The sequence below is a fragment of the Marinobacterium sp. NO-S09 genome, from assembly GCF_059179545.1.
Genome location: NZ_CP168954.1, coordinates 2,769,824 through 2,785,868 on the forward strand (window position 1 = coordinate 2,769,824; position 16,045 = coordinate 2,785,868).

The 16,045-nt window shown below is 54.8% G+C and carries 16 protein-coding genes; 4 read left to right on the forward strand and 12 right to left on the reverse strand.

The genetic code is table 11. The annotated features are described in order from the left end of the window. Nucleotides 1-77 precede the first annotated feature (77 nt). The gene (hisC, locus tag O3C79_RS12880) at nt 78-1,139 is read left to right on the forward strand and encodes a histidinol-phosphate transaminase (protein ID WP_494383414.1); all 1,062 of its coding nucleotides are present in this window, start codon (nt 78-80) and stop codon (nt 1,137-1,139) included. 24 nt (nt 1,140-1,163) lie between these two features. On the opposite strand, the gene O3C79_RS12885 is transcribed toward hisC, so the two are convergent. Next, a complete protein-coding gene (locus O3C79_RS12885) occupies nt 1,164-2,054 on the reverse strand; it encodes a GGDEF domain-containing protein (RefSeq protein WP_494383415.1) in 891 nt (296 codons plus the stop codon). A 157-nt stretch (nt 2,055-2,211) separates the two neighbouring features. On the opposite strand from O3C79_RS12885, the gene O3C79_RS12890 reads away from it, so the two are divergent. Beyond that, on the forward strand, nt 2,212-3,426 hold the full coding sequence (locus tag O3C79_RS12890) for an EAL and HDOD domain-containing protein (RefSeq protein ID WP_494383416.1): 1,215 nt from the start codon (nt 2,212-2,214) through the stop codon (nt 3,424-3,426). A 38-nt stretch (nt 3,427-3,464) separates the two neighbouring features. Here the strand turns inward: O3C79_RS12890 and O3C79_RS12895 are convergent, their stop codons facing one another. From O3C79_RS12895 to O3C79_RS12915, 5 genes are all read right to left on the reverse strand, one after another. Beyond that, complete coding sequence (locus O3C79_RS12895) at nt 3,465-3,770, reverse strand: c-type cytochrome (RefSeq protein ID WP_494383417.1); 306 nt, start codon at nt 3,768-3,770, stop codon at nt 3,465-3,467. Nucleotides 3,771-3,903: 133 nt separating this feature from the next. Further along, a complete protein-coding gene (gene htpG / locus O3C79_RS12900; protein WP_494383418.1) occupies nt 3,904-5,820 on the reverse strand; it encodes a molecular chaperone HtpG in 1,917 nt (638 codons plus the stop codon). Nucleotides 5,821-5,897: 77 nt separating this feature from the next. Continuing rightward, complete coding sequence (locus tag O3C79_RS12905) at nt 5,898-6,359, reverse strand: PaaI family thioesterase (RefSeq protein ID WP_010324275.1); 462 nt, start codon at nt 6,357-6,359, stop codon at nt 5,898-5,900. Then, the gene (locus O3C79_RS12910) at nt 6,343-6,828 is read right to left on the reverse strand and encodes a PaaI family thioesterase (RefSeq protein WP_494383419.1); all 486 of its coding nucleotides are present in this window, start codon (nt 6,826-6,828) and stop codon (nt 6,343-6,345) included. Before O3C79_RS12910 ends, O3C79_RS12905 begins: the two co-directional genes overlap by 17 nt. Continuing rightward, a complete protein-coding gene (locus O3C79_RS12915; RefSeq protein WP_494383420.1) occupies nt 6,825-7,544 on the reverse strand; it encodes a DUF599 domain-containing protein in 720 nt (239 codons plus the stop codon). Before O3C79_RS12915 ends, O3C79_RS12910 begins: the two co-directional genes overlap by 4 nt. A gap of 59 nt (nt 7,545-7,603) precedes the next feature. On the opposite strand from O3C79_RS12915, the gene O3C79_RS12920 reads away from it, so the two are divergent. Next, nucleotides 7,604-8,476: a DMT family transporter gene (locus tag O3C79_RS12920; protein WP_010324271.1), complete on the forward strand. Its 873-nt coding sequence runs from the start codon at nt 7,604-7,606 to the stop codon at nt 8,474-8,476. 28 nt (nt 8,477-8,504) lie between these two features. On the opposite strand, the gene O3C79_RS12925 is transcribed toward O3C79_RS12920, so the two are convergent. Next, nucleotides 8,505-9,980: a protein adenylyltransferase SelO gene (locus O3C79_RS12925; protein ID WP_494383421.1), complete on the reverse strand. Its 1,476-nt coding sequence runs from the start codon at nt 9,978-9,980 to the stop codon at nt 8,505-8,507. A gap of 132 nt (nt 9,981-10,112) precedes the next feature. On the opposite strand from O3C79_RS12925, the gene O3C79_RS12930 reads away from it, so the two are divergent. Continuing rightward, entirely contained in the window at nt 10,113-10,436 is a 324-nt protein-coding gene (locus O3C79_RS12930; protein ID WP_494383422.1) for a DUF3301 domain-containing protein, read from the forward strand. Here O3C79_RS12930 and O3C79_RS12935 read toward each other — a convergent pair. The 5 genes from O3C79_RS12935 to lpdA form a co-directional block, all read right to left on the reverse strand. Next, nucleotides 10,433-10,885: a YaiI/YqxD family protein gene (locus O3C79_RS12935; RefSeq protein ID WP_076461496.1), complete on the reverse strand. Its 453-nt coding sequence runs from the start codon at nt 10,883-10,885 to the stop codon at nt 10,433-10,435. The genes O3C79_RS12930 and O3C79_RS12935 overlap by 4 nt on opposite strands. A gap of 9 nt (nt 10,886-10,894) precedes the next feature. Beyond that, nucleotides 10,895-12,271, reverse strand: coding sequence for an ATP-dependent RNA helicase DbpA (dbpA, locus tag O3C79_RS12940; RefSeq protein ID WP_494383423.1), 1,377 nt, complete (start codon nt 12,269-12,271; stop codon nt 10,895-10,897). A 122-nt stretch (nt 12,272-12,393) separates the two neighbouring features. Then, nucleotides 12,394-13,275 (reverse strand): succinate--CoA ligase subunit alpha, encoded by an 882-nt coding sequence (gene sucD / locus O3C79_RS12945; RefSeq protein ID WP_010324266.1) that lies wholly within the window; start codon nt 13,273-13,275, stop codon nt 12,394-12,396. 2 nt (nt 13,276-13,277) lie between these two features. Further along, a complete protein-coding gene (sucC, locus tag O3C79_RS12950) occupies nt 13,278-14,444 on the reverse strand; it encodes an ADP-forming succinate--CoA ligase subunit beta (RefSeq protein ID WP_010324265.1) in 1,167 nt (388 codons plus the stop codon). Nucleotides 14,445-14,568: 124 nt separating this feature from the next. Next, nucleotides 14,569-16,008 (reverse strand): dihydrolipoyl dehydrogenase, encoded by a 1,440-nt coding sequence (lpdA, locus tag O3C79_RS12955; RefSeq protein ID WP_494383424.1) that lies wholly within the window; start codon nt 16,006-16,008, stop codon nt 14,569-14,571. Nucleotides 16,009-16,045 lie beyond the last annotated feature (37 nt).

A 16,045-nucleotide genomic window follows, 5' to 3' on the forward strand; every position in this document is an offset into this window, starting at 1 on the left:
GCACAGAAGCCCCAGCTTCTGTGCTACCGGGCAGTCTGCTAATATGTGCCTTTTGTTCGATCAACAGGCGACTTTTCATGAGCAGATTCTGGAGCCCTTCCATCCAGTCCCTCGTACCCTACACGCCGGGTGAACAACCCCAGGTTGAGGGACTGATCAAGCTGAACACTAACGAAAACCCCTACCCGCCTGCACCCGCCGTACGGAAGGTTCTGGACCAGTTCGACACCTCGCGACTGCGCCTCTACCCGGACCCGGAATCCGCCCAACTGAAGCAGTCACTGGCGCATGCACATGGACTGAACACCAATCAGGTTTTCATTGGTAACGGATCGGATGAAGTACTGGCACTGACGTTCATGGCTCTGTTGCGTCAGGACAAGCCGCTGCTACTGCCGGAAACGACCTACAGCTTCTACAACGTCTATATCGATCTGTACGGCATTGAAGCCCGGCACATTGCTCTCACCGACGATTTCCGCATCGATCTGAGCCAGTATCAGCAACCCAATGGCGGTATTATCTTTGCCAACCCCAACGCGCCTACCGGTATCAGCGTACCATTGAGCGAAATTCGCGCTCTGCTGGAGAACAATACCGACTCGGTGGTTGTGGTGGATGAGGCTTATGTGGATTTTGGTGCTGAAAGTGCGACTGCATTGATTGACCAGTATCCGAACTTGCTGGTTACCCAGACATTTTCCAAGTCACGCTCCCTGGCCGGGTTACGCATCGGCTGCGCATTTGGTCATGCCGATCTGATTGAAGCACTGGAACGGGTCAAGAACAGCTTCAATTCCTACCCGCTGGATATGCTGGCACAGGCCGTGGCTGCTGCGTCGCTGGAAGATGAAAACTACTTCCGCAGCCGCCTGGATCAGGTGATTGCCACCCGCGAATGGACCAACGAACAACTGCAAACGCTGGGCTTTGAAGTACTGCCTTCACACACTAACTTTGTGTTCGCCAGCCACCCGAAAGTCAGTGGCGCTGAACTCATGGCTTACCTGCGCGAAAACAAGATTCTGGTGCGACACTTCACCAAGCCTCGCATCGAGAACCACCTGCGTATCACCATCGGTACCGATGAAGAAATGCAGGCACTGATCAACTGCCTGCGGCAACACCCCAAACTCTAGAACCGCAGGACAAAAAAGAGGCGCTTAAAGCGCCTCTCCTTCCACCCGGTTCCGGCCACTGTGTATGGCTACGAGCATATTCTCGTAAGCCCGCTTCAGCACTTGGGTGCCATCATCTTCCGGGTTCAGTGCAGAGCCAACGCCGATACTCACCGTCCAGCGAATATCACCCGTGGCAAAGGGCAACTCCAGTTCTGCAATGGCATCACGAATACGCTCTGCCGCAAGCAGCGCCTGCTCATGGTTGGTCTCGCCCAGCACCATAGCCAACTGGCTATCACTGTAGCGAACCAGAAAATCCGAGGTACGTTTGAGTCGGTGCAAGGTCGCCACACTGTGCTGCAGCACCTGGTCACCAGCATCCCAGCCATGCTGCTCATTAATCGCTTTAAGCTGATCAACCTCCAGCAGGATCACGCTGGAAGAGCCGTCATATCGTAGCGCCTGAGCAACGGACATATCCAATACAGGCATCAGCGCACGGCGATTGTATGCACCTGTGAGGGGATCACGCTGCGCCTGCGTAGTCAGCTTGCGCGACAAACGCTTGCGCTCGGTAATATCCTGCAGCAGCACCAGGGTTTCGCCCTCCTGAGTCAGCGTGACTCGTGCACTGTACCAATGCGGCTCAGTGAGTCCCAGCGGACGCAGCTCAGGACAATGCTCAGGGCGCAACTGGAACTGAAAGGCAGCAACCTTCCCCCCCTGAGTCAGCTGGCGAAGCTGCGATAAGAACTGCTCAGCCAGATCAACCGGCAATATCTCGGACAGACGCCTCCCCTCCAGCTCCTGCCCTGCCCAACGACTGCTGCCCGCATGAATCGTGACGATGGTCTCGCCATCCAGAATCATGATGGTATCCTGACAGGCCTGCAGAAGTGCCGCATACCGCGGATTACTTGGCTCTTGCCCCATACTGACGCCCTCTCTTATTGATTCCTATTAAGGCTTTTCTAAAAAGATACCTTCGATCCCACAAAATTTATACTATTAAGCTTAGCATCATTCATAATAGCTTTTATGTCGGCAAAAAGAGCCACCCACCGGAACTACTCCCTATCTGGAGCAATGCATGACCGCACAGATATTGATGGCAAGGCAGCCAATATTTAACCAGCAACTCAAAGTGGTGGCATACGAGTTGCTGTACAGGAATAACGAAGGGACCAATCCGCTGCCGCTGATCACAGGCGACCAGGCCAGCAGCCGCGTCATCCTGCACTCGTATACCAGCGTCAGCGAAGCCGGCAACCTGCGCGTACTACCCGCGTTTGTTAACTTCACCCAGCAGATGCTTGAGCAGGACAGGCTTCCCAGCGTTTCTCCCAAAGAGATTGTGGTCGAAATTCTGGAAGACTGCCTGGCCACACCCAAACTGGTTGCCACGGCGAAAAAGCTGGCCAAAGCCGGATACATCATTGCGCTAGATGACTTCGTCTACAATGACGATGCCATCCCCCTGCTTGAGATTGCACGCATAGTGAAGATTGATCTGCGCGCCCTGTCTCCAAATCAGCTGGCAGAGCAGGTCAAGCGCTTAAAGCCTTTTAACGTTCGTCTATTGGCAGAGAAAGTTGAGACGCACGAGGAGTATGCCCAGTGCAGAGATCTTGGGTTTGATCTGTTTCAAGGCTACTTCTTCAGCAAGCCCCAGCTGCTCAAAGGCAGCCACGTCGGCAGCAGCAAGGTTATTCTGTTGCAGCTGATGGGCGCATTAAGCAAGCCGGATGTGGAGTTCAGCGAAATAGAGGCCCTCATCGAACGCGATCCCGGCCTCACCTACAAGCTGCTGCGACTGGTAAACTCCTCGGCCTTCGGCCTGCAACGACAGGTCAACAGCATTCAGGACACACTGGTGTATCTGGGCCTGAATGAGCTTAAAAAGTGGCTGTCGCTGATTGCGCTGGCGGACAACCCCGGCAAGCCTACCGAGCTGGTGCGCCAGCTATTGCTGCTCGCCCGCATGTCGGAATTGACCGCCCAGGCAGAACAACTGGACTCTCCAGGAGAAGCCTTCATGTGTGGCCTCCTGCTGCATCTGGATGGGTTGCTCGACATGAGCACTGAAGACGCACTGGCACAGATACAGGTCGGTAACCAAATACGTGCGGCCGTCGTAAACAGAGAGGGCTCCCTGGGGGAGTTGGTTCACAGAGTCGAAGCCTTTGTACGGGGTACACTGGTCAGTGACGACCTTGCGATGGTGTCACGCCTCCATACAACCTACCTGCAAAGCCTGAAGTGGACACGAGAATCCATGCAACTCATGCAACAGGCGAGCAACTAAACTCTCGGCTTGCTCCCCTGCCGCTTGCATGTTGCTGCTTACTGCAACGGGCCGGTCATTGCTTCAACCGCACCTTTGATGTCTGCTTCAGAGCAGCTGCCACAGGTGCCCTTGGGCGGCATGGCCCCCTTACCCTTGAGTACTGTCTGCGTCATGGCATCAACGCCCTTGGCAATACGCGGTGCCCAGGCAGCCTTGTCGGTCAGCTTGGGTGCGCCGCCCAGGCCAGCTTCATGACAAGCGGTACAGTGCTTGGTAACAATTTCATCCGCGGTCATCGCCTGGCTTTGCATGGCAACGGTAGCCAACCCCATCCCCAGCAACGCTGCAGTCAAAGCTTTCATGTTGGTGTTCTCTCCCTTGTTGGTTTCATGTCAGCATAGCGCGACTATTGTGAAAAATCCTTGACCCTGAGCAGCCTACAAAAAAGGGTGACTCAAAGAGCCACCCTTATATTCACACGTTGTTATGCCAGGCTTAGCTGCTCAACTCCAGCAGCAGCTTGTTGAGGCGTGTGACATAGCTGGCAGGATCGTCCAGCGTAGCGCCCGCTGCCAAACCGGCCTGATCAAACAGCACCAGCGCCAGCTCGCCAAAGCGGTCTTCATCCGGTTCATGGTCCAGCTTGTTGATCAGCGGATGCTCCGGGTTGATTTCGAAGATCGGCTTGCTCTCAGGCACAGCCTGACCTGCCGCTTCCATGATGCGACGCATCTGCAGACCCATATCGTAATCACCAATCACCAGGCAGGCCGGCGAATCGGTCAAACGGTGCGTGATACGGATGGAATCAACACGGTCGTCCAGCACCTTGTTCAAGCGCTCAACCAGCCCTTCGTGCTCCTTGGCAACTTCTTCCAGCTTCTGCTTCTCTTCTTCGGACTCAGTCTCGCCCAGATCCAGTTCACCTTTGGTGACATCCTGGAAATTGTGACCGTCGAAGTCGAACAGCTGGCTCATCATCCATTCATCAATGCGCTCGGACAGCAGCAGCACTTCAATACCCTTCTTGCGGAACACTTCCAGATGCGGACTGTTCTTCGCAGTGTTGAAGTTGTCTGCAACCACGTAGTAGATCTTTTTCTGACCTTCCTGCATGCGGCTGACATAGTCTTCCAGCGAAACGGACTGCTCGGAGGTGCCGGTATGCGTGGAAGCAAAACGCAGCAGCTTGAGGATCTTGTCACGGTTACCCATGTCCTCAGCCGGGCCTTCCTTGATCACGGACCCGAAGGTCTTCCAGAAGGTGGCGTATTTTTCCGCGTCATTCTTGGCCAGCTTACTCAGCATATCCAGCACACGCTTGGTCAGCGCTGAGCGCAGCTTGTCGACATTGGGGTCTTTCTGCAGGATTTCACGGGATACGTTCAGTGACAGGTTGTTGCTGTCGACCACACCCTTGATGAAACGCAGGTAAAGCGGCAAGAACTGGTCTGCCTGATCCATGATGAAAACGCGCTGCACATAGAGCTTGAGCCCGCGCGGTGCTTCACGATTCCACAGATCGAAGGGTGCGTTTTCCGGTACGTACAACAGGCTGGTGTATTCGAGATTACCTTCCACCTTGTTGTGGGACCAGGTCAGTGCATCGGCGAAGTCGTGCGAAATATGCTTGTAGAACTCCTGATACTCTTCATCATTGAGGTCAGACTTGGGACGCGTCCACAGCGCAGTGGCAGAGTTAACACTCTCCATTTCCGGCGTCTTGGCTTCAGCATCTTCAGCCTCATCTTCACCCGGCAGTTCTTCTTTCAGCATCTGCACCGGAATGGAGATATGGTCGGAGTATTTGCGTACCAGGCTACGCAGACGGAAGCCGTCGGCAAACTCTTCTTCACCCTCTTTCAGCTTCAGCACAATACGGGTACCGCGCTTGGGCTTGTCAAAGTTGGCGATGGTGAAGTCACCTTCACCCGTGGAGGACCAGTGTACACCCTCGGACACATCAGCACCGGCACGACGGGTATACACATCCACGCGCTCGGCCACAATGAAGGCGGAGTAGAAGCCGACACCGAACTGACCGATCAGCTGGCTGTCCTTGGCTTCATCACCGGTCAGATTGGACAGGAAGCTGGCCGTGCCGGACTTGGCAATTGTACCCAGGTGCTCAATCACATCATCACGGCTCATACCGATGCCGCGGTCTTCGATGGTGACGGTTTTGGCATCCTTGTCATATTCGATGCGGACTGCCAACTCCGGCTCACCTTCATAGAGCGCATCATTATTGAGCGCTTCGAAGCGCAGCTTTTCGGATGCGTCAGAGGCGTTTGAGATCAGCTCACGCAGAAAGATCTCTTTATTGGAATACAGGGAATGAATCATCAGATTCAGAAGCTGTTTTACTTCTGTCTGAAAACCGAGGGTTTCTTTCTGAGTTTCAGTGCTCATGTCAGGCGTACCTAATCTCCGAAAAACAAACTGTTAGCTTGAATGGATATGGGGTTGCCTGACAGCTTTTCAAGCACTCAGGTGGCAGATTCCTGTATTGGACTCGCATCGAGCAGAAAATGTGCACGTGCCTGAGCGATGGGACGGCTTTTGCGCTCCTGCCAGGCCAATACCGAGCAGTTGCCAATTCGGCGCCCCTGACGGCTGATGGTACAGATGGCAAAGGTATCCCGGTGGAGACCTGCCCGCATGTAATCGAGAGAAAAATCGATCACTTTGGCAAGGCCTGGCTGCGGCATCTGCAATGTCAGCTGGAATTGCGCCGTCAGCTCCATAAACGCAGCAATAACACCACCATGGATGGCGGGAATCGTCGGGTTGCCAATGGTGTCCGGGTTGGCCGGCAGCTTGAAAATAACCTCTTCACCATAACAGGCACACTCAACCCCCAGCATGCGTGCATAAGGGATCAAATCGACCAGCGGCTGATAGTCACCACTGGCATGCGCCGCTTTCACCATCTCAAGCAGTTGCTGCATCATCGCCCCCTTCAATCAGCTGCTGAAAATCGGATACTACAGCCCCGCCTTCAGGCCGCATGAAGGTAGCAACCGCATTGGCCACTGGTCGAGACTTGTCATCCTGATAGACCGACGCCCGGGTGAACAACACGCTGCGGGTAATGCGGTAGCATTCTGCATCGACATACACTGGCCGGGTTTCTGAAGGAATGCGCATATGATCAATGCGCAGATCCAGAGTCGGGCAAAGCTCGAATGCTTCCAACGCACAAAGCGTGGACACACTGCTGGCCGCATCAACCAGGGTGGTCAAAACACCGCCATGCAAATAGGTTTCCAGGCCCCCGCTTACAAGCTCCGGGTTTACAGGCAAGCGCAGCGTTACCCTGCTGGCTTCAGCATGAACCAGTTCAACGCCGAGCTTGCGCATATGGGGCTGGGCCTGCAGAAACCGGGTGCAGCGACCGGCATACTCATCGGGTGTCATTTTGGTTCTCCGGAACTCATGGTCAGGGTCTGCAACGTAGGCGAGGTAAATTCGCGGCGATACAGTACCACGACAATCACCAAACTCAGGGCCATAAAGCACCAGGGATTGATGAACCAACCCAGCACCGCAATGCTGAAATAGTAGGTGCGCAGACCATAGTTGAAATTATTGGCGGCGATAGAGGCCATGGTGGCGATACGCTCAGCATGCGCCTTGACCTGATTATCGCTCGGCTCCTCCCCGGGTAAGGGAGCGCCGCCGATCATCACTGAGACAAAACCGTACTGACGCAGGCTCCAGGTAAACTTGAAAAATGCATAGATAAACAATACAACCAGCACCAGCAATTTCAGCTCCCATTCCTGCCGCGTCGCCACCACCACAAAGGGGAGATCTTCGACAAGATTGATCGCCTTCTCTGCCGAACTCATCACCGTTACCAGACCTGCCAACACCAGAATCGTAGTGGAGGCAAAAAAGGCAACGCTTCGCTCCAGGTTGGCAATGGCGGTGGTATCGGCGATTCGTACATCCCGTGCTAGCATGCGCAACATCCACTCACGGCGATACAGATGCAACATGCTCGACAGGCAGGGTGTTGAATGGCTTTTATGAGCGGCGTAATACATGTACCCGCGAAAACAGAGCATAAACCAGACCAGAGCAACAGCATTCAGCCAGTTACTTTGTATCAGCAGAACCAGATCATCCATCAGGCATCTTCCATCTAGCCGGAGTGTCTAAGTTATTAATTTACAAGGATTGAAGCCGAGTGTCTTCCACTCATCAGAATATTACGGCGGGCGTGGCCTTTGCGCTGGCCACCAGCCTGGTCATGAGTCTTGCAGCCGTGCTCATCAAATTGACCGCCAGCACCCTGTCGATCGAGATGATTGTACTCTTCCAATACGGCCTCTGTACCCTGGCCATGCTGCCCTGGGCTATAAAAAAAGGCCGGCAAGGTCTGGCAACCCAAAGGCCATGGCTGCACTTGCTGCGGGGAAGCTGTGGCTGGGCCTGCTTCTATGCCTACTATCTGGCCCTGGAACAGATACCACTGGTGGATGCCGCCCTGCTGCGTAATGCTGCCCCTTTGTGCGTCCCGCTGTGGCTACTGTTATGGCATGGTGCACGCCTGCCCTTGCTGGCATGGCTACCCTTGCTGGTTGGCTTTGCCGGTATTGCCTTGATTATTCAACCGGAGGGCAGCGGTCTTAGCAGCTGGCACCTGGTGGGACTGGTTTCGGCATTGACGCTGGCGGGCTCTATTGTGACGACGCGGGAACTGGCGCAGACGGAACCCGTCAACCGGGTTTTGTTCTACTACTTCCTGATTTCAACGCTCTGCAGCCTGCCGCTGGCACTGAGCAACTGGCGCACTCCCGAACCCGCCAGCCTGCCGGCCGTGGGCCTGATCGCACTGTCCATCTGGATCACCATGTGGCTGTACACACGTGCATACAGCCATGCCCCGGCTTCCATTATTTCACCGCTGAGTTACTTTGGCGTGGTCATGACAGGGCTTTGGGGCTGGCTGATCTGGGATCAGGTGCCCGGCCTTAACAGCTGGGCAGGCACCTGTTTGGTTATAGCGGGAGGTATAGGTTCGGTCTGGCTTGGCGCACGTCTGAAAAGCCGTCACTGAGCCCGCTTATGCAACTGGCACCGCCGGCTCAGGAAGAGCAGGTCAGATTAATGGCGGCCGCCCAGTCCGGTGGTGATCCCGCATAGCGCTGATGCTCAGGATGTTCGTCACCGGGGTGACGCAACAAGGGCAGCAGGTCGTTAAAGGGTCGGTAGTCGCCCTGGTGTGCCTCGCGAATCACTTCTTCTGCCATGTAGTTGCGCAGAATATAACGCGGATTGACGCTGCGCATCTGCTGCCGACGAATGGGGGCACTGGCAGGCTCCAGATCGGCACGTGCGGCATAGTCATCAAGCCAGGTGTTAAGTTCGCCCGCATTGTCGGCCAGGGCATTCAGCGTTGCACGCCCGTCAACTTCATTGACGTCCCACTCGGACAACAGACGCAGAAAACGGTTATGATCCATTTCATAACGCGTCCAGAGGCCCTCCAGTTGCTCAACCAGCTCGGCATCACCCGACTCTATTCGCTGCAGACCAAGACGCGCCCGCATGAAATCAAGCTTAGCGGCCTGGTACAGCGGCATGAAACGTTCAAGCTCTGCTTCCAGTGCTTCACGCTCTATCAAAGGCAGTAGCGCTTGCGCCAATGCAGCCAGGTTCCACTGCACAATGGCGGGCTGGTAGCGGAAAGCATAACGGCCTTCATGATCGTTCTTGTTGGCAATGTGATCCGGCTCATACAAGTCCATAAAGGTGTAAGGCCCATAGTCGAAGGTTTCACCCAGGATCGACATGTTATCGGTATTCAACACGCCATGAACAAAACCATAAGCCTGCCAGGATGCTACCAGGCGAGCAGTGCGCTCCAGCACCTCACGGTACATGGCCAATACCGGATTCGCTTCATCCTGCAGTTCCGGGAAAAAGCGTTCAAGGCAGTAATCGGCCAGCTGCTTCAGCTCTTCATGACGCCCTGAATAGAAAAAGAATTCAAAATGACCAAAACGAATATGGCAGGGTGTGACGCGTAGCAACTGAGCACAGGGCTCCATGCCATTACGCATGGTGTAGTCTTCACTGCCCAGTAAACAGAGTGCACGGGTGGTTGGAATGCCCAGACCAGCCATTGCTTCACCGGCAAGGTATTCGCGAATGCTGGACCTGAGCACGGCACGCCCATCCCCAAAACGTGAAAACGCGGTTTTGCCGGCCCCTTTGAGATGCAAGTCGTAGCGAACGCCGTCTTGTGCAGTCACTTCACCGAGCAGCAGGCCACGACCGTCGCCAAGGTCAGGATTGTAAGTCCCGAACTGATGACCGGTATATTTCATCGCCAGCGGACGTGTACCCGGCCAGGGCTCGTGACCACCACAAAAAGTGACCAGATCAGAAGGCGTAACGCGACAGGGGTCCAGGCCGAGGGTAGATGCTACCTCAGGACAAAACGCAATCAGGTGCGCATTTTTCAGCGGCTGTATGTCCTCTTCCTGAAACCAGCTGGCGGGCAAGCGTGCATAGCTGTTATCAAATGGAAGCTCGGTTAAATGGCAACCCATAGACATTGTACTCTCCTGTTTTGCTGTCCCTCTTGCACATACCTTATCATTTTACTCGGGTATTTTCATCCATGCGGAGATAAGGTTATGATGCGCCCTCATTTTTGATGCTTGTACTTTGAATGGACGGTTCTGCACATGTGGCTTGAATTGGCTGACCTCTTCTGGCTCTCACTGACCGCTATGGTGTGTTATGCCTGGTGGAACAACCTGCAACGACGGGAATTCGCCACTCGTGCTGTTCGCCAATACTGCAAGCGTGAAGGTGTACAGTTGCTTGACGAAAGCATTGCACTGGAAAAAATACGACTGGCCCGAGACCCGGACCATGGCAGGGTAATACTGGTACGCCAGTATCAGTTCTATTTCACCTCTACCGGGGATGAGCGCTACTCCGGCAAGGTACAGATGCATGGGCGCCGGTTACAGCAGATCGACCTGGCGCCCCACCGTATCGGTTAGGCTTTTAGCGCTCGCGCCAGAATACGATCCAGCTGATTGGCAAACTGCTGACGGTCTGCCTGGCTTAGGGCCGCCGGCCCACCACTTTGCACACCACTGGCGCGCAGGGTTTCCATAAAATCACGGATGTTCAGCCGCGCTTTGATGTTTTCTGCCGTGAAACGTTCACCCCGAGGAGTAAGCGCCAACGCCCCCTCCTCCAGCACTTCTGATGCCAGCGGAATGTCACTGGTAATAACCAGATCACCTGTTTCGACACGGCGAACGATTTCATGGTCAGCCACATCGAAACCGGCACTGACCTGCAGTGAGCGAATATTGGCATCCGGCGGCACTTTCAGCGCATGATTAGCCACCAGCGTCAGTTCAACACCGGTGCGCTGAGCTGCCCGGAACAGGATCTCCTTAATTACCACCGGACAGGCATCCGCATCTACCCATATTTTCATATCGACTCCTCAGCGTAGCTGACGCACACGACAGGGACGGCCTTTAACCTTGCCTTTTGACAGTGCGCGTACGGCATCACGGGCTACGGGACGGCTTACTGCCACATAGGTAGAAAAATCAAAAACACGGATTTTACCTACCTGGTCACCCGCCAGCTCACCGCCGCGGGTTAGTGCGCCCAGCACGTCGCCTGGTCGGATTTTCTGCTTCTTGCCGACATCCAGCTGCAGCGTTGTCATGGGCGGGCGATAATCATCGGTAATGACGCCTTTAGGCAGGGGCTCGTCAGTGATGATCATATCCATTTGGGCTTCAACCGCCGCCAGCTTGAAACGCTCACGCTCGTTGAACAAAGTAACGGCAATACCCGATTGTCCGGCACGCCCGGTACGGCCGATGCGGTGCACATGCACCTGTGACTCCTTGGACGGGCGATGGTTGATCACCAGATCCAGCCCTTCTACATCCAGACCACGGGCCGCCACATCCGTGGCCACCAGTACCGTTGCACTCTGATTGGCAAAGCGTACCAGCGTCTGATCACGCTGACGCTGATCCAGATCGCCATGCAGTGCCACGGCGGCAATTCCATCACTCTGCAAGTGCTGTTCAAGGTCGCGGACTTCCTGCTTGGTATTACAGAATACGACGGCCGACACCGGACGATAGTGATACAGCAGACGTGTTACGGCCGCATCCCGACTGTCATCGGTAATCTCATGGAAATGCTGCTCGATACTTGTATTCTGATGAACCGCTTCCACTTCAACCCGAACAGGGTCACGCAGAATACGACCGGCGATGGCCGCAATCTCTTTGGGAAAGGTTGCACTGAACAGCAGGGTTTGACGTTCAGCCGGTGTCGTGGCCACGATGGCATCAACCGCTTCCTGGAAACCCATCTCCAGCATTCGGTCCGCTTCATCCAGCACCAGTGTCTGCAGACGGTGCAGGCGCAGTGTACCCTTGCGCAGATGTTCTTCGATGCGCCCGGGAGTACCCACAACAATATGGGCACCGTGCTCAAGCGAGCCAATTTGAGGCCCCAAGGGCATACCGCCACAGAGCGTAAGCACCTTTACATTGGGGATCTGTCGCGCCAAACGACGCAGCTCCTGAGCCACCTGGTCAGCCAGTTCGCGCGTTGGGCAGAGCACCAGCGACTGCACCTGGAAAGAGGTGTTATCCAACTGCTGCAACAGGCCTATGCCAAAGGCAGCGGTCTTGCCGGAGCCTGTCTTACCCTGTGCAATCAAGTCACGCCCCTGCAGTATCACCGGCAGGCTATCCTGCTGGATCGGCGTCATCTGGGCGTATTCAAGGCTCTCCAGATTACGCAGGAGTTCAGGTTTAAGCGCAAGCTGGGAAAAAGGGTGCTGACTCAAGATAGGTACCTGTTGGTGCTGGTGCAAAGAAGTGAGCATTCTAACAGAATGCCAGTGAGCACACGGCAGACAGGCACAAAAAAAGGCAGCCGTAGCTGCCTTTTTCAGGGATCAGAAGAAACTTACTTCATTTCCCAGCCAGTCAGTTCAGCCAGAGCCTTACCGATGTCAGCCAGAGAACGAACAGTCTTCACGCCAGCGTCTTCCAGAGCAGCAAACTTCTCGTCTGCAGTACCCTTACCACCGGAGATGATCGCACCAGCGTGGCCCATGCGCTTGCCCGGAGGTGCAGTAACACCAGCGATGTAGGAAACAACCGGCTTGGTTACGTTTGCCTTGATGTAGGCAGCCGCTTCTTCCTCGGCAGAACCACCGATCTCACCGATCATAACGATCGCTTCAGTCTGCGGGTCGTTCTGGAACATTTCCAGAATGTCGATGAAGTTGGAGCCCGGAATCGGGTCACCACCGATGCCGACACAGGTAGACTGACCGAAGCCAGCGTCAGTAGTCTGCTTAACCGCTTCGTACGTCAGAGTACCGGAACGGGAAACGATACCGACTTTACCCGGCAGGTGAATGTGACCCGGCATGATGCCGATCTTGCATTCACCCGGAGTGATCACGCCCGGGCAGTTCGGGCCGATCAGGCGAACACCCAGCTCATCACACTTCACTTTGCACTGCAGCATGTCCATAACCGGAATGTGCTCAGTGATGCAGACGATCAGCTTGATGCCGGCATTAGCCGCTTCCAGGATGGAATCCTTACAGAAAGGAGCCGGAACGTAGATAACAGACGCTTCAGCGCCAGTCTGTTCTACAGCTTCTTTAACGGTGTTGAATACCGGCAGACCCAGGTGCTCAGTACCGCCTTTACCCGGAGTTACACCACCAACCATTTTGGTGCCGTAAGCAATCGCCTGCTCAGAGTGGAAAGTACCCTGGCCACCAGTAAAGCCCTGACAGATGACTTTGGTATCTTTGTTGATCAGAACGGCCATGATTATTTACCCTCCGCTGCTTTAACTGCCTGCTGAGCAGCATCAGTCAAGCTGGTTGCTGCAATGATGTCCAGACCGGACTCAGCCAGCTTCTGCGCACCCAGTTCAGCGTTGTTACCTTCCAGACGTACTACAACCGGTACGTTTACACCTACTTCTTTAACCGCACCGATGATGCCGTCTGCGATCAGGTCGCAGCGAACGATACCACCGAAGATGTTAACCAGCACGGCCTTAACCTTGCTGTCTTCAAGGATGATCTTGAAGGCTTCGGTAACACGCTCTTTGGTTGCACCACCACCAACGTCCAGGAAGTTGGCCGGGAAGCCACCGTGCAGAGAAACGATGTCCATGGTACCCATTGCCAGGCCCGCACCGTTAACCATGCAGCCGATAGTACCGGTCAGTGCAACGTAGTTCAGATCCCATTCAGCCGCGCGTGCTTCACGCTCGTCTTCCTGAGACGGATCCTGCATGGACTGCAGATCCTTGTGACGGTAAACAGCGTTACCATCGATAACGACTTTAGCGTCCAGGCAGTGCAGGTTACCCTGGTCAGTGATGACCAGCGGGTTGATTTCCAGCAGCGCCAGATCTTTTTCTTCGAACATCTTCGCCAGACCCAGGAAGATGTTGACGAACTGCTTGATCTGGTCACCCTGCAGACCCAGCTGGAACGCCAGCTCACGACCCTGGTAGGGCTGAGCACCGGTCAGCGGATCGATGGTTGCTTTCAGGATCTTTTCCGGAGTCTCTTCAGCAACTTTCTCGATCTCAACACCACCTTCGGTGGATGCCATGAAGACAATACGACGGCTGGAGCGATCGACTACTGCACCCAGGTACAGCTCATTTGCGATGTCAGTGCAGGTCTCAACCAGAATCTTGGAAACAGGCTGGCCATTGGCATCTGTCTGATAAGTTACCAGACGCTCGCCCAGCCATTTTTCTGCGAAGGCCTGGGCTTCAGCCGGGGAATCAACCAGCTTTACACCACCTGCCTTGCCACGGCCACCGGCGTGAACCTGGGCTTTTACAACCCACTTGTCACCGCCAATCTTTTCAGCCGCTTCAGCAGCCGCTTCCGGAGTATCTACCGCGATTCCTTTGGAAACCGGCAGACCATATTCGGCAAACAGTTGTTTGCCCTGGTACTCGTGAAGGTTCATGCTCTAATCCGTTGTGTTATCGGTTATACAGGTGTTTTCGCTGAGTAGTGCAGACACGAAAACACACCTTTTGCTCTGCAATCCCCACCAATGGGTTCGCCACTGGCGGGGTTAACCCTTCAGGTTATCGCTTTTTGCGATTCGCAATGTGAATAGCGTGATTGTCTACAGCCAGCGCTGCTTCATGAACAGCTTCACTGACAGTCGGGTGAGCGAACACCATCAGCTGCAGATCCTCTGCACTGGCGCAGAATTCCATTGCAATCACACCCTGAGCGATCAGTTCGGAGGCGATACCGCCAACCATATGAACACCCAGTACACGATCGGTCTCTTCGTCAGCGATGATCTTGACGAAGCCTTCAGTTGCATTGGCCGCCATTGCACGACCGGATGCAGCAAACGGGAATTTACCGACCTTGATCTTCACACCCTCAGACTTCAGTTCCTGCTCGGTCTTGCCGACCCAAGCCAGTTCCGGGAAGGTGTAAATGATGTTGGGGATACAGTCGTAGTTCATTGCAGCCTTGTGACCGGCAATGATATCTACAGCCATGATGCCCTCTTCCGATGCCTTGTGTGCCAGCATCGGACCACGTACGGAGTCACCAATTGCGTAAACGCCCGGTGCATCAGTACGGCAGTTCTCGTCAACAAAGATGAAGCCACGCTCATCCAGTTTGACACCGGAGTCTTCAGACAGCAGACCTTGAGTCTGGGGACGACGGCCAACCGCTACGATCAGCTTGTCGAATACCATCTCCTGATCACCCTTGGCGTCAGTGAACTTAACCTTCACTTCCTTGCCATCGATGATTTCAGTACCGGTGCAACGTGCGCCCAGCTTGATATCCAGACCCTGCTTGGTCAGCAGTTTCTTGGCTTCCTTGGCGACATCAACGTCCGCTAGAGCCAGGAAGTCATCCATCGCTTCAAACACGGTGACTTCAGAACCGCAACGCGCCCAGATAGAGCCCATTTCCAGACCGATAACACCTGCACCGATAACACCCAGACGCTTGGGCGTTTCATCGATTTTCAGTGCGCCTTCGTTATCAACGATCAGGCCTTCAGTCAGCGGAGCCGGCGGGATCTCGACCGGTACGGAACCGGACGCCAGGATCACGTTTTCAGCCGCGTGAACGGAGGTGCTGCCGTCCTGGGCAGTCACTTCAACCTGCTTGTTGGCCAGCAGTTTGCCGGTACCCTGCAGCAGAGTGACACCGTTCGCCTTGAACAGACCTGCGATACCGCCAGTCAGGTTCTTAACGATCTGGTCCTTGCGCGCCACCATCTGTTTGGTGTCGATCTGTACATTGTCGGCAACGATACCCTGAGCCGCGAAGCCATGCTGAGCTTCATGCAACTTGTGAGTCGTTTCCAGCAGTGCCTTGGACGGGATACAACCCACGTTCAGGCAGGTACCGCCCAGTACGGGAGTACCCTTGTCATCAACCCACTTCTCGACACAGGCAGTTTTCAGACCCAGCTGTGCAGCACGAATTGCCGCTACATAACCGCCAGGGCCGGCACCGATAACAATAAGATCAAATTTATCTGACATTACTTAGTCCTGTTTACACTCGTTCGAAGGTGGGTCT